The organism is Synechococcus sp. WH 8016 (assembly GCF_000230675.1).
Lineage (GTDB): Bacteria > Cyanobacteriota > Cyanobacteriia > PCC-6307 > Cyanobiaceae > Synechococcus_C.
This window is the reverse complement of record NZ_AGIK01000001.1, coordinates 295297-316106: the sequence shown is the minus strand read 5'-3', so window position 1 is coordinate 316106 and position 20810 is coordinate 295297. Positions and strand designations below refer to the sequence as shown.

Here is a 20810-nt window from a genome sequence, read left to right as displayed (position 1 = left end):
AGCCCCACTGAGGGGCTGCTACCAGAAGTTCTACTCGGGGCGCGAGATCAGTCCTTCCTGTCTCATCCATGTCTTCATGGCAATCCAACTCAACATTAAGGAGATTAGAAAATGAAAATCAAGTGCCTCATCATCACCGCTGCGGTTCTTGCAGGGTCAATTGCCGTTTCACCCCTTCAAGCGCAGGAGAATCCAACCTATAAAGCGAAGGTTCCCGAGGAATTGCTAACTCCCGACAAGATGGAGAGCAGCTACCTCGGTGAACTGACATTCCAAGACGGTTTTCCAACGAAGGAAACTGCCTCCAAAGTGAGCAACTTCGTAGACATCTCCCGTGCGGTCGAACTATTCATCAATGGAACGCCAGCCGCTTCGATGTATGGAATGCTTAACGGGCACGTCAAAATCGGTCTCAAGCCCAACCACTCGGTGGGGATCACTGAGGAGTTGATGAATGCCCGTTCCCTGTGGCTCACGCCACAGACGACCACGCCTTACGTGCATGCGGAAATCGATGTGAAAGACGGACCCGTGGTGCTCGAGATCGGCACACCGGTGCTCGGTTTTGTGAATGATGCCTTCTTCCGTTATGTGACGGACCTGGGGGTGGTCGGTGCCGACAAGGGCAGAGGAGGCAAATACCTCTTGGTGGGCCCTGACTATGAAGGAGAGATCCCCGAAGGATATTTCGTCTCCAAGACATCGGCCTACCGTCATTGGGCGTTGATGCGTATCGCCGCCAAGCCCGGTGAAACCAAGGAGGCCATTGAGGCCTTCAAGAAAACCTTCAAGATTTACCCACTTGCCGACGCCAACAATCCCAAACCGACTGGGTTTATCAATCTGTCAAACAACCAATACAACACCATTCATGCCAATGACGCGAGCTTCTATGACGAGCTCAATGAAGTGATTCAGTATGAGCCCGCGACCGCTTGGGATCCTGAGCTCGTAGGGCAAGCTGGAGCGATTGGCATCAAAAAAGGGCAGAAGTTCGAGCCAGACGATCGGATGAAGAAGATCCTCACCGAGGCTTCCACCATCGCCAATGCCTATGCCCGGACCGTCGTATTCAGTCCTCGCAATCAAGAGGTTTACTTCTATCCGGGGAAGCGTCAGTGGTATTCACCTCTCGCTGGAGGGAGCCATGAGTTTCTCAACAATGGCGAGCGAGTGTTAGATGATCGCCTGATCTTTTACTACTACGCCACGGGCAGCACCCCGATGATGGTCAAGCCGATGGTTGGTAAGGGATCGGTCTATGCGATGACAACCACTGACATCAATGGCGTGCCTCTGAATGGAGCGAAGACTTACAAGGTGACTTTGCCAGCGCCGATCCCGGCCAAAGACTTCTGGTCCTTCATGGTCTACGACAATCAGACTCGTTCGATCCTCGAGACCGATCAGGTCACCGGTGGTTTGGATAGCAACTCAAAAGGCGTGAAACTGAATGATGATGGGTCTGCGACCGTTTACTTCGGTCCCAAGCCACCGGAAGGAGAAGGAGGTAATTGGGTGCAGACCATGCCAAGCAAGGGATACAACGCGATTCTTCGTCTTTACGGCCCACTTGAACCATGGTTCGCAAAAGGCTGGATGCCAGGCGACTTCGAACCGGTGAACTAGCTGGTCATCAATCAGCTAACAAACGCATGCAGACGGACCGTTCCACTCGCTGCGTTGTAACCAACGAAGAGAAGAGCAGCATCGCCATAGCCCTGCCAAGAGCGGGGTTATTTCGTAGGGGTAATGCTTTAAGCAGTTGCTCTTAATCAATAATCTCTCTCACAAGCAACAAGTAATACTGCTTTCTACTGCTACAGTCTCCTTTTCGGCAATTAAAAAATGATCCTAAATTTGATATTAATCTTTCAGCTTCATCAAGCAAATTGATTGATATCAATATCTACTCCAACTAACTGAATAACTCGTCAAACCCTCTGAATTGTTACAACATAGAGGAATTCAGATCACAGGAGAAACAGAAAAAGAACAATAAATGAACTTCCAATCAGAAATACTTTGTCAGCACCTTTATCGATGTCAAAAGGATCGTATCTCTGTTGTTCCATTATGTCAATGAGAGGTTATTCATAATAGTCCATTCACTTCCAAACCGTGGTCAACTACCACAAAGATGCATTCACTGATTCATCTAGCACCTGCCATGCGTTCCCTTAAATGGGTAAACGAGGAAACTTGTGAATTGCCCGTGTAAGAGATTTACTCTCATTCCATTGGAGAGATGATTAAAAGGCAGAAAGCAAACTTGCCATGATCGCAGTGCGTGACGATTACCAAATAGTCTAAATAGACTTGTAAGGAATCACAACTCAATACCTAACAAAAAGCTGGTCATCCAAAGAACAAGCAACATTTGCTGTCACGTCTCACAAGAAGGTCACTTTCAGCTTTTACCACATCTTGCCAAGCCTCAACTTGCAACTTAGCCTGTAGCAAATTCAAGCGTAATAGTAGTTGTTGGACATAAAATACTTCGATCTGAATTGTGGTCAGGCCGAGGCATTTGTGTGGATAGTCACTGACAATGCATAGAAAAGCAAGTCAAAATAAGCCTCTTATCAATTTCACACGGATTCAGATAAGAGCACAGAGAAAAGCACGTCATCACTGGGTCACTTACCAGTGCCCCAACAGGAGGAGAGTGACTCGTGCATGGATCAAATGATCTTCTAGAAGCAAGTGAGCAAACCCCAGGGTAAACTCCATAGTCCAGATCTTCACAGTCGATGATGGTGTCTTCCTTATGGATGGTCTCTAAACCATCGCAAGAATCTGCCTAAATGGGACCAGATCTAGATGCCCCTTGTGAAACCTATTCCTAATTTGTAGGTAGTCAATCTTGATTGTGATGCGCTTCCTAAGCCTGGCACTCCTCACACCATTGAGTGCCCTTTGCATGAATGCATACGCTCAACCTCATCATTACCATACCGGAATTGAAGGAAATGGACTAGGAAGATCCAATGCTTATGAACAAGGAAAAACATTAGCAAGCATCGAGGGGATACAAATCGCTGAAGGATCATCTGGAATCATTGTTACGGAAGATAATTTTCCACAGGCATACAGTAATTTGAGGTTTGATGCAATCATTAAACAAGCTGGTGGGATCAACAAGTTTTTAGAAATGCCTATTGCCCCAAGCGATCCTTCTAAACAATTCGTTGTTCGCATGAACAGAGATACTCACTACGCTACATCTATTTTTGATATGACTGGTGGTATCTACCTCACCATACCTGAAACGGATAAATACGTTTCTATTCAAGTGGTAGATGAAAACCATGAAACTCAACCGATGATTTATGGACCAGGCAGGCATAAACTCACTGCCAAAACAACGCATGCTTTTGTAATCGTGAGAAGTTTAGACGATCAAGCGCGTCGAAATCTTGTTGCAGAAGCCAATAGCGCCAAGGCATTCAATGTAAAAGATTGGGATACCGATTCATTTAGCAAAATAGCAGAAGCAGGAAATAAAATTTTCTCCAATGGATATGATCAATCCAAGGCATATAGCAATAAGGAAAGTGGCCAAACGCCATATATGAATTTTGTAGGTGCCGCAGGAGGATGGGGAGGTGCAATGGTTCAGGACAATATCTATCAGACGAGCAAATACATGAGCTCTAATGGCTGCTACGAGATGACATTTGTAGATCCGCAAGCAAGGGACTTTTGGTCTGCTACGGTTTACAATGGTGATGGTTATCTCTTTAATGAGGTAGCAAATATTTCAAGCGAAATGGCACCAGAAAAAAATACTGATGGAACCTATACAGTTAGATATGGATGCGACGGTCAACCCAATAATATCCCAATCCGAGAAGGAAATAAAACAGGTAAATTCAATGTTGTCATGAGGCATTACGGCCCCAGCAGAATGGTGAAAAACAAAGAAGATGGATACAATCCAACAGAAAATATTAAAAAAGTAAATTAATAATGCGCCAGTTTCATTAGATCTTCACTCATTTGTTGAGTGTTTTAGCAAGCTCCGCTGATAGCGGGGTTTTTTATTCCCTATCTACCCTTGTGAGCAACCTCACAGCACTGCTTGATGCAGGTCATCACCACAGCCATTGAGTCGGGAGATGGTGTGTTCATCGGGGGAAGAAACCTTCGGTATATGCACAACACACTTAAAACAATGACGACTTCTTTCATCAACGAAATTACCGATCAAGAGCTGCAACTCGTTGATCTTCAAGACATGAATGGTGGTTTCCTAGGAATCTTACTGCTATCAGGTTGCGGAGATGATGATGAGGTGAGCTCATCTCAAACAACATCAACTACCTCAAGTTCAACTTCCGGAACTCAATCAACAAATACAAGATCATCAACCACTTGGCTAAATCTGATGGAAAAAGCAACTGTGGGGGATAAGTATCATCCAACGATTAATCCTAACGGGAAAAAGTGAAGAGTCCCTCTATTCACAAGTTTCTGGTTGGCCCGCCACGAGCGGGTTTTTTTATTGCCTCACTGCACCTGTGAGCAACCTCACAGCACTGCTTGAGGCAGATCATCAGCTGTTCCTTTGATTCCCAAGATGGTGTGTTCATCGAGAGGGGACAACCCTCCACCGCACCTAAATCAATGCCTCACATGGTTACCTTCGATGCCTACTCTCACGTCGGCAACGCCCAGATCAAGAATGCTCTCCACACCGACTACAACCCAGAAGGAGCTGATAAAGAAGTTGGCTGGTGGACAGTTGATGGCGCCGATTTTCGAGGCATTCAACAGGATGCTTTAACCAACAGCCGCGCTATCCCTGGCGATATGTACATCCCTGGGGACATGTACATTCCTGGGGACATGTATCGACCAGCCAATTACGATCGAGACTCCAACGCAAATGCCAATGTCTACGATGTTCTAACTAACGTTGGCCCAGAGGGTTCTCACACAGGCCCTTTCAAGCTGGCATCCGATGCTTGGTCGCCAACACCTGCCTGTTTCATTGGCGAGACTTGCACACCCACATGTGACACTGGATTTGCCGACGATGCTTTGGTGCAACAGGTCAACGGCAGCATCGGCTACGAGATGCAAGTCGGCATGGGTAGCGGTGTTCCTGGCGAAAACTTTTGCACTGGTTACTGCTTCGACCGAGGCTCCGAAAGAGGTGCAATCATTGGACTTCAACCAGCTAATGAGTTGTTCTGAGGCAGAACAATCAACGGCCCCTGCTACGGCGGGGGTTTTTTTATTGCAACTGGGAATATTTGAGGCGCTTGCCCCTAACCAATGACCCTCGACACCCAGATGACACTCGCTCTATATCAGGAGCTGATGATGGCAGTAAGGACTAAGGGATGCTGTTGGCTACAAGGCTTGGTTTGCCCGCGGAAGCCTCTAGTCCGTTTGAGGGATCGGTCAGCAGAGAAGATCCCACCTATGGGGTAATCGCTCTCAGTCGATTGGGGAGATGATTGAAAGAGGAGAGAAAATTTGCCTTTATCAGCGTGCCTGACATTTGCCAAATGGTCTTCTAAGCGATAACAACTCAATACCCAACGAACATCTGTCTATCCAAAAAACCAGCCATAGCTATGCAGACCAATACCCAGAAGATTCACGCCGATATAACAAACGCCAATCACAACCAAGCCTGCACTCGCCACCAATGCCGGACGCCTTCCCTGCCAGCCTCTGCTTAAGCGCGTATGCAAATAGGCGGCATACACAAGCCAGCAAATCAGTGCCCAGGTTTCCTTGGGATCCCAGCTCCAGTAGCTGCCCCAGGCCTCATTAGCCCACACAGCCCCGCTAATGATGCCAACGGTGAGCAATAAAAAGCCAACCGTAATCGTGCGGTAGCTGAGGCTGTCCAAGCGTTCGTTCCGAGTGAACTGAACCGAAGAGAGCTCAACGGAAGACATTGTTCCTTCAGGGTCACCCACACTGCCGAGGGGAGTCGCGAGCGCAGCACGCCGATAACCACCACTGCCGATCGAGCTGCTGCGCAGTTCTAAAGCATGACCACGGTCGGTCACCAAAACAGCCACTGACAACAGTGAGCCCACCAAAAGGGCTGCATAACTCACCATGATCACGCTCACGTGCATCACCAGCCAGCTGGATCGCAGCGCTGGAACGAGCGGGGACGCTTCTTGCAACTGGTCAGGAAGTGCAAAGCTCGCAAACGCAATACACCCCAAACCCATCGGAGTCGCGGCTGCAGCGACAATCGGCGTAGGCCAGGTTCTTTCCACCAGCAATTGAGTGAGCGTGCAGGCCCAAGCCAAGAAGCAAAGTGATTCGTAGAGGTTGCTGATCGGGAAATGTCCCGATTGCCACCAACGAAGAACCAGTTGAGCCGTTAAGGCCAGGTTGGCAGTGGCAATCAACAACGTGACGAGGCCAGACGTTTGTTCAGAGCTCACTTTCCAGAAGGCGAGCGGTAAGGCCAACAGCAACAAAGCGAACGCAAACAATCCGAGGCCAAGCACCGGATCTATCCCAGCCAACTCCATGAACCCCATCACCACGAAACCACCTGATTCTGACGTGTTTGCTTACCGGCTGGCCTGCCGCAACAACACACCACCACCTGCAAGAGAAATCAGAACAGGACCCCAAGCAGCCAAAAGCGGATCCAAGGTTCCTTTGACGCCAAGAGAACTAAAACTAAAACTCAACACGTAGTAAACAAAAATAAGCACCACGCTGATTCCAAAACCCTGACTACGACTTGTTCTGCTATTTGGCCTTGCACCAAGGCTCGAACCAATCAAGCCGAACACTAAACAGGCCATTGGAACGGTGAACTTTTCTTGAATACGAACCCTTAGCCTGCGAGCTTCTTTGCGGTCACCAGCATCAGATAAGAGTTGTTCAGCCTCAATGGCTTCAGAAACAGTCATATTGTTGGCATCTTTTGGCAATTTCGCGATCCGTAATGGCGCAGAGCTCAGTGGATAGAAATATCGATCGAAATCAGCTGTTGTTGTACTACCAGATGGAGTCAAAGTAAGAATTTTACCATCATTAAACTCCCACTTAGCCTGAGCTTCACTCCAGTTTGCATGGTCAGCAACAAGCATTTGAGTAAAGCCAAATCGTGAAAAATCCAAAACAGTGACGCCAATCATTTTTCCATCTCGAAATTTTGTTGCGTAAAACAATTGAGTCAAACCCTTCCCTGCATCCCCATCAGGGCCAGTGACTCGGCCGAAGCGGGAATAGATAATGTCATCTCCCTTTTCAGCCGCAATGGCTTTACCAAGGGAACGTTGCAACGTAAATTCTGCTGAACGATTCGTACGAGGCACGATGACATCGTTGAAAACAAATGTAAGTCCTGTCATCAATAGTGCCAAGGCAATTGCAGGTGCAATCATGCGATTCGCTGTGACGCCAATACTTCTTAGTGCGGTCAGCTCGCTGTTAGCAGAAAGTCGGCTGTAGGCAAGCAGTGATGCAATCAACGTGGCCATTGGGAAAGAAATCACCAAAAAACTGGGCAACTTCAGCAACAAGATCTGAACGGCGATCGTCCAAGGTAGATTCGATTCAACAATCTTGCGAACCAGATCAAACATTACCCCTACGGATAGGGATACGACCGTAAATAGTGTGAGCCCAAACAATAATGGGGCAATGAGTTCACCAAGAAGCCATCGATCAATCAATGGAATTCGATGAATGAGCTTGCGAATTTTATGTTGGACATCTATCAAAATATTATTTTTCAAAGCTGAAAATCCTCCCCAAGATAATGACGGCGTACGAGTGGGTCATGAGCCACTTCATCAGAACGTCCGGACGCGAGAATGCTTCCATCCGTCAAAATGTAGGCCCGATCGGTAATGGCAAGAGTTTCTCGAACGTTATGGTCGGTAATAAGGATGCCCATTCCGCGTTCGCGCAGCCCGTGGATCATTTGTTGCAGATCAGCTACAGCCAGTGGATCCACCCCCGCGAAGGGTTCATCAAGAAGTAGATAACGCGGACCTTCTAAACCAACAGCAAGGGCTCGGGCGACTTCACAACGCCTGCGTTCACCACCCGAAAGCTGGTACCCAGAGCGATTGATAAAAGACTCGAGATGAAAGTCCTCAATTAATTGATGGAGACGTTGACGACTATCGGCCTTAGAAAGTCCGCTTTGAACTAACACAAGTTCAAGGTTTTCTTGAACGGTCAATTGGCGAAACACACTGGGTTCCTGCGGCAGGTAGCCAATGCCAAGACGAGCCCTTTGGGGCATCGACAGGTCCGCGACGGGATGCCCATCCAGAAGAACTTGACCGCTATCAGGACGCAACAATCCAATCACTAAATTGAAGCTTGTGGTTTTGCCTGCACCATTGGGTCCAAGCAAGCCAATCACCTCACCGGGCTTCAAAGTCAATGAAAGGGAGCGAACTAACGTTCGGCCACCCAGGGTCAACGTGACCTGCTCAAGACTCAAACTCATGGCGTTAAAGGAGTCTGCGAGGAGGGACTCTGCTTTAACAAGAGGGTGGACTGCACTTGTTGACCTGGCATTGGTTTCGCCAGAGCACGTTCATCGTCAAGGTTGTAGGTAACCCGTTCAGCGCGAATACTATTTCCATCCTCCTGCACCACATCCACATCTCCGCTTAACACCAGCAACGCTTCCCGGCTGAAATATTGCGCCTGACGGGACGTTGCCACCATCCCTCGAGAGGGATAAACGATTCGAACATTGCCCAGGGCTGTCACGACACCTGTGATGTTGTCTGCGCTTTGCGTATCCGATTCAATCGTGATCAAACTGTCTTCTGCTTCTGCTGTCTGAGCACTCACAGGGAGCACAGGACAAGCAAACACCAACAGGGCAGCAACGGATACGAGATTGCCAATCCGATTGTTCATTGCAAGCGCGAGGGAACGGTAGAACATCAGAGCACCCTCATCATCTCAGCCAATGTACCTAGAAACTCAGGAGTGGTCACGCAACTCAGGAACTGGAAGTACGACAGGATCAGTCTCCTGTTGCAGCGCCTCCAGTCTCAAACGAGCCTGATCTCGAACCGAGGGTAAATCGAGACCAAGATCACCTGGTTGTGCGCAAGAAAGACGTCCTACTCCTTCACCCAACAAAATGGTTGCTCCCCTGAGGTTGCCCCGCTCTAAATGAACGTGAGCAACGGCGATTTGCAGAATTCCTTGGAGCAATCGACGTTCCGGTCCTGCCGTTTCATGCCAAATCTCCTCAAAAGCATCATGGGCCTCATACCAGGCACGTCGGTTAAAAAGATCGACGGCCGGCTGAAATCGGGGGTCTAGGCGAGCGCTCAACGCTTAGCCATTTTCTTGGCTGGTAATTTCCTTAACCGCATGGATTCAGGAGTAACTTCAAGCATTTCATCAGGACCGATGTATTCCAAAGCACGCTCGAGCGTCATCTGAATCGGTGACTGCAACGTGTCTAAAACATCTGCTCCAGCGGAACGAATGTTGGTAACTTGCTTTGCTTTGCAGATATTAATTTCCATATCTTGCTGACGGGTGTTCTCGCCAATGATCATTCCCTTATAAACCTTGGTGCCTGGAGTAATAAAGAATTGGCCACGATCTTCCGCTCCTTTGAGAGCGTAGAAAGTAGCTGTGCCTTCTTCAAATGCAATCAAAACACCGTTCCTTCGCGTATCGAACTCACCCTGCATCGGGCGATATTCGAAAAATGAATGGCTCATGATCCCTTCTCCGCGAGTAGCGCGAATGAATTCACCGCGGAAACCAATCAGTCCCCGCGACGGAACCACAAATTCGAGTTGCGTGCGGTTGTCAGCGCCTGTTTCCATGTTCTGCATCTCAGCTTTGCGCGTTCCGAGCTTCTCGATACAGGAACCAACGGCAGCTTCAGGAACATCCATCACCAGTGTTTCCACTGGTTCACAGGGAGTGCCGTCAATGGTGCGGAAGATCACTTGAGGCTGAGACACTTGAAACTCATAGCCCTCGCGTCGCATCGTCTCAATCAAGATGCCGAGGTGAAGTTCCCCCCGCCCACTCACAGCAAAACGATCTGGGGAATCCGTATCTTCGACCCGTAACGCCACATTGGTGAGCAGTTCGCGCTGCAAGCGATCGCGAAGCTGGCGACTGGTCACAAACTTCCCTTCTTTCCCTGCGAAAGGTGAATCATTGACCACAAAGGTCATTTGCAGGGTTGGTTCATCAACCTTGATGAGCGGTAAAGCTTTTGGCTCATCAGGGCAAGCGATCGTTTCGCCGATGTTGACGTCATCGAAACCAGCCACTGCCACAAGATCGCCGGCAGACGCCTCTTCAATATCAACTCTTTGAAGACCCTCGAAGCCTAGAAGTTTACTGATACGACCTTTTTTGACGCTGCCATCATCTTTAATGAGCGTGGCTCTTTGCCCCTGTCTAATAACACCATTGTGAACGCGACCAATGATGATCCGACCAAGGAAATCAGAATAATCAAGAGTCGTGATTTGAAGTTGTAGAGGCTTCTCAGGATCTCCTACTGGAGGCGGAACATGACGCAAAATTGCATCAAAGAGAGGACGCATATTGTCGCTCTCTGTTTTCATGTCGGGCTTCGCAAAGCCACCCAAACCACTCCCGAACAAATAAGGGAAATCACACTGATCGTCGTCAGCACCAAGCTCTAGAAAGAGATCAAGAACCTTATCGACAGCCGTTTCTGGGTCGACACGTGCACGGTCAATCTTGTTGACGAACACAATCGGTCTTAAACCCTGCTCGAGGGCTTTTTTAAGCACAAAACGGGTTTGGGGCATGGGCCCCTCGTTTGCATCAACGATCAGCAAACATCCATCCACCATGCCGAGCACACGCTCGACTTCGCCCCCGAAATCAGCGTGGCCAGGGGTATCAACAATATTGATTCTGGTTTCGTTATAGGTAACCGCAGTATTTTTCGAAAGGATCGTAATTCCGCGTTCCCGCTCCAAATCATTGGAATCAAGAACGCATGTTGGAACGGCCTCGTTGTCGCGAAAGATTCCGGACTGGCTGAGCAGGGCATCCACCAGAGTGGTTTTGCCGTGATCCACGTGGGCGATGATCGCTATATTGCGAATCGCCTTATTCGGGGCGCTCATGAGGTCCGTAAGGTTATAAGGGGGAAACTTTGGAACGCCAGCAGGCGCAGCCGCGACATGCTATCTCAACATGAGACTTGCAACGCTTGATTTTCTCGACCGATGCGCAAACTGCCACGCGTGACGCCGAGTTTGTGATCGATTTGTTCACGCCTCCAAACGTCAGCTGAGAGAGTGCGTCCTAAAAGAGCATCGCTATAAAGCTGGACCCGCCGCAACGTGGCCTCGGCCCCTTCATCGAGAAGATCCAATCGATAGCGATGAATGCCTGCATGACGCAAGGCCGACAGCGCCTCAACTCCCGTCTGCGGCTTGCCATTAAACAACGTGTTGCGACAGCCAAGATCCGCTTTCAGCGGATGCTCAACGCCACTCCGATCTCTCAGCATCACGGTGTGCTGCTCACAGGGCCTTCCACAATCGGTGTGATCGTGGCCTTCCGAGAGGAACGAACAGAACAAGCAGTGCTCCATATGAAAGAGCGGCATGTGTTGATGCAACACCACTTCAATCCGATCAGGTGGAGAAGCCTGCACCAAATCAAGCAATTGGCTGAGGTTCAAATCACAACTGGCTGTGACCCGATCCAGTCCCCAGGTCTCCAGGAACCAAAGCAAGCTGAGCGGGTTTGAGACATTCAACGTGAAGTCTCCAGCACAGCGAGCCTGGCCCGTGAGTAGCTCCAACTGATCCGCGTTGCGCACGAGATATCCATCCGCTTTCGCTTTTAGAAGCGGTTCCAACATCCAGCGTTCACCAGGCCTGGTGATGCGCGGTCCGGCCAACCAAATTCCATCAGGCCAGCAACCACGGCCTATCGCCACAGCTTCTTTGAGATCCTTCGGATGCTCTAGATCGGCAATAACCGAGGCGATCGGTCCATCGCCCATGTCTTGAAGAGCACGCAACTGCTCCAGGCTTCGAACGAGCACAACCAACGACGGCGACTTGGACTGCTGCTGTGCTGAGTCCCGCCAATCAGCCAAGCGCTCGAGTGTTGCCGCAACGATGGGCTGAGGGTCCACCCGCTCCGAAGACGCCTCCAGCCCCTCCTGTTGAAAGGCTGCCGTGAGGCCGCCATCAGCCATCTGCTGCAACAACGACCGGCGCATCCTGTTCAGCTCAGCAACGGGAAGAAATAACCCCGATCCCAGGTTCGTTTCCAGATGCTCAAGACACCAGCCCGTGCCGCCCAAACGCCCAAGCTGAGCGACCAAACGCTCACGATCTAAACCGTGATCACGGGCAGGCTCCAACACGGCCTGACTCGTCACGCTGCAGCGTTCTCCACCAGGCAAAACAGGTTCAATCAGCTCCAACTCCAGAGCTTCACCGATCTGCCCACTCACACGAACGTGAAGCCCCCGTTCAAGCGGAGACACCACGCGTTCCGATCGACGCTGCCAAGTGCTTTGCCATTGCGGATCACTGGTGAGCCAGACCGAGGATCCTGAACGCAGACCGGATAGATCGACACGGCCAGGTCCTATCCGCAAACGAACGAGCCCTCTCTCCATCGCCTTCACCTCCATCACCCGTCCACCAATTTCACGCGGAGGTGTCAGAGGGTCATCCTGACGATCCGACGCTTCCAAAACCAAACCCTGACCGTTGCGAGGGCTCTCCGTGCACTGCATCACCAACCATCCCTTTGCCTCGACGCGAATCAGTTCACCAATCACCGGACCACGCTTCTTGCTCCAACGGCCATGCACGAGGGCACGGTGATCAATGCCCCGCAACCAACCAGTGGATAAGCCCCTGGAAAAACCAAGCTCAAGCTGGCGTTGAATCTCCGCCAGATCGCAGTCCAAGCCATCGAGACTGCGGCGATAGGCATCCGTGACCGAGGCCACATAGGTGGGATCCTTGAGGCGACCTTCGATCTTGAAACTCCTGATTCCGAGCTTCACCAAATCCGCCAGGAGTGGCCAAGCGGCGAGATCCTGGGGAGACAGTAAATAGCGTTGATCTCCGAGATCGAGCGATTCACCATCCACCACCAATTCATAAGGCAAACGGCAAGCTTGTGCACATTCACCACGATTGGCACTGCGCTGGCCCAGAGATTCACTGGTGAGGCACTGACCGGAGTAGGCCACGCATAAGGCCCCGTGCACAAACACCTCGAGAGGCATGGCAAGGGATCTCTCCTTCAATTGGTTTTGCAGCCTCTCGAGATCGCGGAGGGCGAGTTCCCTCGCCAGCACAACCCGCTCACAGCCCGCTGCCGCTGCCTGAGCCACACCAGCAGCACTGGTGATCGACATCTGGGTGGATGCATGCAAAGACAACGTGGGAACAAGTGCTTTCGCAAGAAGGCAAAGCCCTAAGTCCTGAACAATCAGAGCATCAACGCCAGCCTGATCTGCGGCCAACAGCAGATGGGCCGCTTGCTCCAACTCATCGCCAAAGATGAGGACGTTCACCGTGAGAAATCCCTTCACCCCCCGGGCATGAAGCCAGGCCATGATCTCGGGCAGCTCAACAAGCTGAAAGTTCTCTGCCCGAAGACGAGCATTGAAAGCCTCAACCCCGAAATAAACGGCATCAGCACCGTTGGAGACCGCCGCCCTCAAGGCCTTCCAATCCCCAGCTGGGGAGAGCAACTCTGGGAAAGATGATGTGTTCAACGCCCAAGAGCCAGCTGACGTGCGGGTTCAAATTGGCGCAAAGCCTCCGCTGAACCCTCAAAGCGCCAGTGCCAAGGCTCATAGCTCACACCCTGAGGATTCACTTCAGGGAAGGACAGCGTGAAGTGATAACTAGCGGCGTAATCCTGCAACCAACGAAATGCCGGAGTCGTCTCAAAAGAGACAGAAAGATTGGTATCTGGACGGCTGCCATCGCCAAGGTCAATCGCATAACCAGTGCTGTGCTCGGAATAACCCGGCGGTGCCGAAACCTTGGCCCGCTCTTCGGCGGTTTGATTTCTTTCTGATTTCACATCAAAGAAAATCCCTTGCTGCAACGTATGGGAGCGATAACCACTGATCAGCCTTAGATCGATTCCATCGGAAGCTGCGGCACGGCGCATCGAATCCAGGGCCAAGGCTGCATCCTGGTGCAACTCAATTCCAGCCTCAACGGGCACGAGTTGGCTGGCAATCGCCTCGTCATAAGGAAAATGTCCAAGCAGGCGACCATCGGCATCTGGCGGCGCTTCAATCCCTTCCACCACCGGAACTGGAGCCGAAGGAAACCAAAAAGAACGACGCGCCAACAACCCTGGCCCTAACCAAACAGCCGCCAAACTTCCTCCCCCCACGAGGAGACAGGCCAAAAAAACTCCAAAACCGCTCCGTCGCTGACGAGGAGCAGGTTTCGAGCGACGGGCAACAGGAATGTCATCCCGGGTGCTGCGACGAGTGGCGACGGCTCTTCCCAGAGGATTCATGCAGTGTTGTTTCAATCGTAAGGGGCTCCGCCAGGGCCTAGTACCACTTTTCAGGATGCGTGATTAGTTTGAAATCAATGACCCGGCGGAGTTTGCTGAGATGCTGAGAGTTGCCGTTGTCGGTGGTGGACCGAGCGGATCCTGTGCCGCAGAAGTGCTTGCACGGGCCGGCATCAAGACCTGGTTGTTCGAGAGAAAACTCGATAACGCCAAGCCTTGCGGGGGAGCGATTCCGCTTTGCATGGTTGAGGAATTCGATCTTCCGGATTCGATCATCGACCGCAAAGTTCGAAACATGAAGATGATTTCACCCTCCAATCGGGAGGTTGATATCAAGTTGGATCCCCTCGGGTACGACGACAATGCCTATATCGGCATGTGTCGACGCGAGGTGTTCGACTCCTTCCTTCGCAACCGAGCTGCCGACCTAGGCACCACCCTTATTAATGGGTTGGTGCAAAAGATCGACACTGGAGACAATCGCCAAGGTCCTTACACCCTCCATTACGCCGATTACAGCTCAGGCGGTCCTACCGGCGACATGAAAAGCCTGGACGTGGATCTGATCATTGGCGCCGATGGAGCCAACTCCCGGGTCGCCAAAGCGATGGACGCTGGTGATTACAAGGTTGCGATCGCGTTTCAGGAACGCATCAAGCTGCCTGCAGAAGAGATGGCTTACTACGAGGATCTCGCCGAGATGTACGTAGGAACAGATGTCTCACCCGACTTCTATGCCTGGGTGTTCCCTAAGTACGACCACGTGGCCGTGGGGACAGGGACCATGCAACAAAATCAATCCCTGATTAAGGGGCTTCAAAAAGGCATTCGCGAACGGGCCCGAAAGCGTCTGTTCAAGGGCGAAGTGATCAAAGTTGAAGCGCACCCCATTCCCGAACATCCCCGCCCTCGCAGAGTGGTGGGCCGCATGGCCCTTGTGGGAGATGCCGCTGGTTACGTGACCAAGAGCTCAGGAGAAGGAATCTATTTCGCCGCAAAGAGCGGTCGCATGTGCGCGGAAGCGATTGTTGAAATCTCCAAAAACGGCACGCAAATGCCCACTGAAAAGGAGATCAAAAACACCTACCTCAAGCGATGGGATCGCAAATATGGAGCCACGTACATCGTGCTCGATATTCTTCAACGCATCTTCTATCGCACTGATGCCGCTCGAGAAGCATTCGTTGAAATGTGCGATGACCAAGACGTCCAGAAGCTGACCTTTGACAGCTATCTGTACAAAAAGGTCGTGATGATGAATCCCTGGCAACAGGTGAAACTCACCGCTCGCACCCTTGGCAGTCTTCTCCGCGGTCAAGCTTTAGCCCCCTCCACCTACGACTCCGTTCCTTCAGCCGTTGGCAGGTCCGATGGTGACTTCTTAGCCGACGAAGCTGCCCAAGCGATCAAGGCCCAGACCTCAGGTCATGCTCCCAAACAAGGGGAGGCGGGGATCGAGGAAGAGCGTTCCAAGGTCACCGCAGGCTGAGGCCTCGCCTCGAGACATCAGGACTGGATGCAATCAAATTGCGCCAGGACTGATGCCTGATTTTTCAAAACACCTAGAAGGTTGAGGCGATTACGGCGGACATCGGGATTGTCCGCCATCACCATCACGCTTTGTGGTCCATCAAAAAAGGCCTCAAGTGCCTTGGCGGCACCCTGCAAACCCTCTGCAAGCTGGATGTAATTGCGTGATTGTGCGAGAGGCGACAGGTCGTCCAGCGATTGCAGGAGGGAAGCTTCGCTCTCTGATTCGAACAAATCAGCTTTAACAACCCCCTTAGGACTGAGCTGATCGCTTCCGAGATCACCCTTCTCGGCGAGTTTGGCTGCACGTTGCACAACCGCTTGCACGGCCTGCAGGCGTTGATCGCCACGAAGCTGATGCAGCAGGACCAGACGTTCTCGAGCATCGACTGGATCACTGAGCAGACGCTCGTCGCCAACGGACTCCCCTGCCACGGCTTGAACCAAATCGGCAGGGAAGCCATCCTCCTCAAACTGAGACACCATTCGCTGTCGTAGCAACAGCGAAAGATCTGCCACGAAAGCCTCCGGTTGCACCGCAAAGGAGGGGAAGCGTTCCGCCCAATACTTGGCTGCATCCGACAGCAGGCTCTGCAACGAGAGGCGCCATCCCCTGTCCCAAAGAATCTGAACAATGCCATTCCCAGCCCGACGCAAGGCATAAGGATCCGATGAACCGCTGGGACGGTCGCCCTTGGCATAGATGCTCAAGAGCAATTCCAAGCGCTCAGATAGGGCCAAAAGCGCTCCAGCATCGCTGGAGGGAAGGGCATCTCCAGCCCCGCGGGGCTGGTAGTGCTCAGCGACAGCAAGAGCAACATGGCGATCTTCCCCCTCTTCCAACAAGTATTTGCCACCGATCAATCCCTGCAGCTCAGGGAACTCGCCCACCATCTGGCTCACCAAATCATGTTTGCAGAAATGGGCTGCTCTCTTGGCATGCGTGGCAATGTCTGGAGGAATGGAGAGCGATTCGATCAAACGCTCCGTCATCCAGGCGATCCGATCACATCGATCTCGCAAGCTGCCGAGCCCCTTGGCAAAGGTGACGCGATCCAGGCCATCGCGGCGCGTCTCACTCGGACTTTTCCGATCCACATTCAGGAAAAATTCAGCATCAGCCAAGCGGGCACCCAACACCCGCTCATTCCCCCGAACGATGGTTGCATCTGCACGATCAAGGCCATTGCTCACGAGCAAAAACTTGGACAGCAGAACGTCCCGAGCCTGAAGAGCTAGGGGATCTTCATGAGCGTTCTCCCGTTTCAAAGGGACATAGCGCTGATGGGATTGCATCACCGTGACAATCACTTCTGGTGGCAAATCGAGATAACAGTCGGCAATCTCCCCACTCAGCACCCTGGGGGCCTCAACAAGATCAACCAACTCCTCAAATAGATCCTCAGGACAATCAACAGAGGCAGAACACGCGCTTGCCTCCTGGTCCAACGCTGAGCGAATCAACTGCTCCCGTTGAGAGCGATCCACCATCACACCGGCCTTCGCTAGGGCATCGACGTAATCATCCGCATGGGCAATCTCCAAGGTGCTGTCGCGGAGACGATGGGATCGACTCAAACGCCCGCTTTGAACCGCGGGTTGTGCCGCCGACAGAGTGACCGGAATCAACTCAGACCCGACCAGCGACACCAACCAACGCACGGGACGGCTGAAGCGCTGATCACCATCACCCCAGCGCATGAATCGCCTGCCTTGCAAACCATTGATCCAGGCGGGAATGCGCTCCTTCAGCAGGGTTGTGGTGGCATCACCGGGGGTGCGAACACGGGCAAACAAACAAGGACCCTTGGGGGTGTCACGCGCTTGAAGCTCAGCCGGGTCCACCCCACAACGTTTGGCAAAACCCAAAGCCGCAGGGCCGGGTTGACCATCCACCAGGGCCTGTTTCACGGGGGGCCCCTTGCGTTCTTCCTCTAAATCGGGCTGACGATCCATCAACGCCTCCACCTGCACAGCAAGGCGTCTAGGCGTCCCAGAAACCCTGACTCGGCCATGACTTAAGCGAAGGTCCTTCAAATCGGACACCACCATCTGCTGAAGCTGCTTCAGTGCCGAGTGCACAAACTCTGCTGGCAGTTCCTCGGTACCGATTTCAAGGAGGAATGTTGAGGACACGCCGATTGGGTATGTAGCAATTGACTGTATTGGAAGCCGCTTCGCTAGTTTCAAAAGACCTATCCCTTGAATCCGTGAACGAAGGTTTGACGACAACCTCAGGGACGCAAGAAGCAGGGCACGATCGGATGCTTGATGGCCCTTCAAAACCTACGGAATCGATTGACACAGCGCTGTCTAAGGCTGAAAAGAGAAAGCTCTACAGCGGACATCTTCGAGAACCGTTATTGACAGAGCTGGGCAATGACGAAATTCGCTTTAGTGAGGATGCAGTTCAGTTACTCAAGTTTCATGGGAGCTACCAACAAAACCATAGAGAATTAAGAAAAACCGATAAAATCAAATGCTGGCAGATGATGCTTCGCCTTAGGAATCCAGGCGGAAGAGTTCCAGCACAACTATTTTCGGCTCTCGACGATCTTTCCAATCAGTACGGAAACGGAACCCTACGCATCACAACACGCCAAGCTTTTCAAATGCATGGCATACCGAAAGCTGATCTTAAAACAGTTATAGGCACGATCATTGAAAACCTTGGATCAACATTAGCTGCCTGTGGTGATATCAATCGAAACGTGATGGCACCAGCTGCACCATTTGAGAACAATGGATATCCGGCCGCCAGAAAACTGGCCGACGAGATTGCTGATCTACTGAGCCCTAAAGCAGCAGAAGGTTCTTACTTAGACATGTGGGTTGATGGGGACCTTAGTTATCGATTTAAGCCTGCAAAGCCTGTCAAGCAAGCCCGCGAACGTCAGTTCGCCGAAGGGGTGTTTTCCGGAAGCAAAGATGAACCCATTTATGGCGATACCTATCTCCCCAGAAAATTTAAAGTCGCCGTAACCGTTTCTGGAGACAACTCTGTTGACCTCCTCACCCAAGACATTGGGCTCGTTCTTTTCACCAACAAGAATGGAACCATGCGTGGATGCAACGTTTACGTTGGCGGAGGCCTTGGAAGAACACATAACCAAGACGACACATTCGCAAGAATTGCTGATCCCTTGGGCTATGTAGAAGCTGAAAACATCTTCGACCTCCTTCAATCCATCATGGCGCTGCAACGAGACCATGGGGATCGTGAGGTTAGAAAGCATGCGCGCATGAAATATCTTTTGCACAAGCGTGGGATTGAGTGGTTCCGCGAAACCTTAATCAAGGATTATTTCAAAAGAGATATCAAGAAATTGATTAACGAAGCACCTGCAAAGTTGATGGATTACTTGGGGTGGCACCGACAAAAACCCGGGTTGTGGTTTGTAGGCCTCCCCTTCATGTGTGGTCGCCTCGAAGGAGACATCAAGGCAGGGATTCGCTCGATTGTTGAAAGATATCAACTTGAAATCCGACTAACCCCTAATCAAGATCTACTCCTTTGCAATATTGGATCCAGTCAAAAATCTTCCATCAAAGCAGAATTGGCTGAATTGGGGTTTGAACTCCCAGCAGAAGTTGCTCCCTTGGTCCGCCATGCCCTCGCCTGTCCGGCCCTACCGACCTGCGGACTGGCCGTGACGGAATCAGAACGAATTCTGCCCGATGTTCTTGAAAGACTTGAATCCCAGCTCAACAATTTAGAGATCAAAAAATCCATTCTTGTTCGCATGACCGGATGTCCGAATGGTTGCGCTCGTCCTTACATGGCCGAGCTTGGCCTTGTTGGCAGCGGCGTGAATCAGTATCAGCTCTGGCTTGGTGGCAGCGCCAATTTGCAGCGACTGGCGCGCCCGTTTCTACAGAAGATGCCCCTGGAAGACCTTGAAGCAACCATCGAACCCTTGCTTCTCAGTTGGAAAGATGCTGGCGGGCGACGTGGCTTTGGCGAACACATCACCAAACTTGGTGACGCCACTGTTCAAGAGATGCTCAAGGTTCCAGGCTGAACAAGTCTGGATCCCGTCCGTAGATGGCACGATCCGCTTGAACGCTCCAAGCCCAAAGCTGATCACCAAAACTGAAGTGCCACCACTCATTCGGGTGACGAACAAATCCAGCTTGCGACATCACCCGATGCAGCAAACACCGCCGGCTATGGAATAAAGCTGCGCTCCCATCAGGATGTTCAGCTGCGGCATCGGCATGGTGAAGCGGCAGAGATTCAGGTCCGATCGCATCGATGTCTCCCCCCATATCCAAGGGGGTGCCCTTTGCATCAATCAGAGTGAGATCCACAGCAGCACCGGTGCTGTGAGGTGGCGGTATTAAAAAATCAGTGCTCGGTGGTGCCCAAAAACGCGCCACCTCGGAGCGAACGCTCTCCAGGCGCCCCAGCTGCTCAGAATCATCCGGATTGATGCCTTGGCGAGCACACTCCTGCTCAACAGCGTGGTTCACCATGAAGGCTTGGACGGACACGGGACGCCAAGCATCGAAAATCCCAAGACGAAGGGGTGGGAGTCCTGCACCCAGCGTTAATCCCAGAAGATGAACCTGGGCAGCCAGCAAACGGCTCCTCACCCCTTGGCGAAGACAAAAGGGGTCTGCTCCCTTGCCATAGGGCGCCCCTAACGACACGTAGGGGTGCGGTTCCATGCAGGTCACAACAGACCGCAGCGGTCGCAAGGATTCACCGCAATCGTCAATGGAAACGGCATGCCATGGACGCTGCATGGTGAGAAGTCACAGAAATCGATGTGAGC

At 51.6% G+C, this 20810-nt stretch carries 16 protein-coding genes; 6 read left to right on the top strand and 10 right to left on the bottom strand.

The features are described from left to right. Positions 1–111 precede the first annotated feature (111 nt). The 4 genes from SYN8016DRAFT_RS01695 to SYN8016DRAFT_RS01685 all read left to right on the top strand — a co-directional run bounded on the left by SYN8016DRAFT_RS01695 (position 112) and on the right by SYN8016DRAFT_RS01685 (position 5202). Complete coding sequence (locus SYN8016DRAFT_RS01695) at positions 112–1629, top strand: DUF1254 domain-containing protein (protein ID WP_006852490.1); 1518 nt, start codon at positions 112–114, stop codon at positions 1627–1629. 1294 nt (positions 1630–2923) lie between these two features. After that, on the top strand, positions 2924–3970 hold the full coding sequence (locus tag SYN8016DRAFT_RS01690; RefSeq protein WP_141561311.1) for a DUF1214 domain-containing protein: 1047 nt from the start codon (positions 2924–2926) through the stop codon (positions 3968–3970). Between the two features lie 117 nt (positions 3971–4087). Next, positions 4088–4453 (top strand): hypothetical protein, encoded by a 366-nt coding sequence (locus SYN8016DRAFT_RS14800; RefSeq protein WP_006852487.1) that lies wholly within the window; start codon positions 4088–4090, stop codon positions 4451–4453. Positions 4454–4629: 176 nt separating this feature from the next. Then, the gene (locus SYN8016DRAFT_RS01685; RefSeq protein WP_038013119.1) at positions 4630–5202 is read left to right on the top strand and encodes a hypothetical protein; all 573 of its coding nucleotides are present in this window, start codon (positions 4630–4632) and stop codon (positions 5200–5202) included. 362 nt (positions 5203–5564) lie between these two features. On the opposite strand, the gene ccsB is transcribed toward SYN8016DRAFT_RS01685, so the two are convergent. The 8 genes from ccsB to SYN8016DRAFT_RS01645 form a co-directional block, all read right to left on the bottom strand. Continuing rightward, complete coding sequence (ccsB, locus tag SYN8016DRAFT_RS01680) at positions 5565–6512, bottom strand: c-type cytochrome biogenesis protein CcsB (RefSeq protein WP_006852485.1); 948 nt, start codon at positions 6510–6512, stop codon at positions 5565–5567. 42 nt (positions 6513–6554) lie between these two features. After that, on the bottom strand, positions 6555–7733 hold the full coding sequence (locus tag SYN8016DRAFT_RS01675) for an LptF/LptG family permease (RefSeq protein ID WP_006852484.1): 1179 nt from the start codon (positions 7731–7733) through the stop codon (positions 6555–6557). Then, the gene (gene lptB / locus SYN8016DRAFT_RS01670; protein ID WP_006852483.1) at positions 7730–8458 is read right to left on the bottom strand and encodes an LPS export ABC transporter ATP-binding protein; all 729 of its coding nucleotides are present in this window, start codon (positions 8456–8458) and stop codon (positions 7730–7732) included. The genes SYN8016DRAFT_RS01675 and lptB overlap by 4 nt, the downstream gene beginning before the upstream one ends. Continuing rightward, positions 8455–8907, bottom strand: coding sequence for an LptA/OstA family protein (locus SYN8016DRAFT_RS01665; protein ID WP_006852482.1), 453 nt, complete (start codon positions 8905–8907; stop codon positions 8455–8457). Before SYN8016DRAFT_RS01665 ends, lptB begins: the two co-directional genes overlap by 4 nt. 39 nt (positions 8908–8946) lie before the next feature. Next, positions 8947–9306 (bottom strand): DUF309 domain-containing protein, encoded by a 360-nt coding sequence (locus SYN8016DRAFT_RS01660; RefSeq protein ID WP_006852481.1) that lies wholly within the window; start codon positions 9304–9306, stop codon positions 8947–8949. Beyond that, the gene (gene typA / locus SYN8016DRAFT_RS01655) at positions 9303–11105 is read right to left on the bottom strand and encodes a translational GTPase TypA (RefSeq protein ID WP_006852480.1); all 1803 of its coding nucleotides are present in this window, start codon (positions 11103–11105) and stop codon (positions 9303–9305) included. Before typA ends, SYN8016DRAFT_RS01660 begins: the two co-directional genes overlap by 4 nt. A gap of 65 nt (positions 11106–11170) precedes the next feature. Then, positions 11171–13738 carry a U32 family peptidase gene (locus SYN8016DRAFT_RS01650; protein ID WP_006852479.1) on the bottom strand — a complete coding sequence of 856 codons (2568 nt, stop codon included), beginning with the start codon at positions 13736–13738 and terminating at the stop codon, positions 11171–11173. Further along, the gene (locus SYN8016DRAFT_RS01645) at positions 13735–14502 is read right to left on the bottom strand and encodes a M15 family metallopeptidase (protein WP_006852478.1); all 768 of its coding nucleotides are present in this window, start codon (positions 14500–14502) and stop codon (positions 13735–13737) included. The genes SYN8016DRAFT_RS01650 and SYN8016DRAFT_RS01645 overlap by 4 nt, the downstream gene beginning before the upstream one ends. 100 nt (positions 14503–14602) lie before the next feature. On the opposite strand from SYN8016DRAFT_RS01645, the gene chlP reads away from it, so the two are divergent. Further along, positions 14603–15991, top strand: coding sequence for a geranylgeranyl reductase (chlP, locus tag SYN8016DRAFT_RS01640; RefSeq protein ID WP_006852477.1), 1389 nt, complete (start codon positions 14603–14605; stop codon positions 15989–15991). Between the two features lie 17 nt (positions 15992–16008). On the opposite strand, the gene glyS is transcribed toward chlP, so the two are convergent. Continuing rightward, on the bottom strand, positions 16009–18168 hold the full coding sequence (gene glyS / locus SYN8016DRAFT_RS01635) for a glycine--tRNA ligase subunit beta (RefSeq protein ID WP_006852476.1): 2160 nt from the start codon (positions 18166–18168) through the stop codon (positions 16009–16011). Between the two features lie 128 nt (positions 18169–18296). Between glyS and SYN8016DRAFT_RS01630 the strand changes: the two genes are divergently transcribed. Beyond that, positions 18297–20054 (top strand): NADPH-dependent assimilatory sulfite reductase hemoprotein subunit, encoded by a 1758-nt coding sequence (locus tag SYN8016DRAFT_RS01630; protein ID WP_006852475.1) that lies wholly within the window; start codon positions 18297–18299, stop codon positions 20052–20054. Here the strand turns inward: SYN8016DRAFT_RS01630 and SYN8016DRAFT_RS01625 are convergent. After that, positions 20038–20781: a M15 family metallopeptidase gene (locus SYN8016DRAFT_RS01625; RefSeq protein ID WP_006852474.1), complete on the bottom strand. Its 744-nt coding sequence runs from the start codon at positions 20779–20781 to the stop codon at positions 20038–20040. The two genes, SYN8016DRAFT_RS01630 and SYN8016DRAFT_RS01625, sit on opposite strands and share 17 nt — an antisense overlap. Positions 20782–20810: the final 29 nt, after the last annotated feature.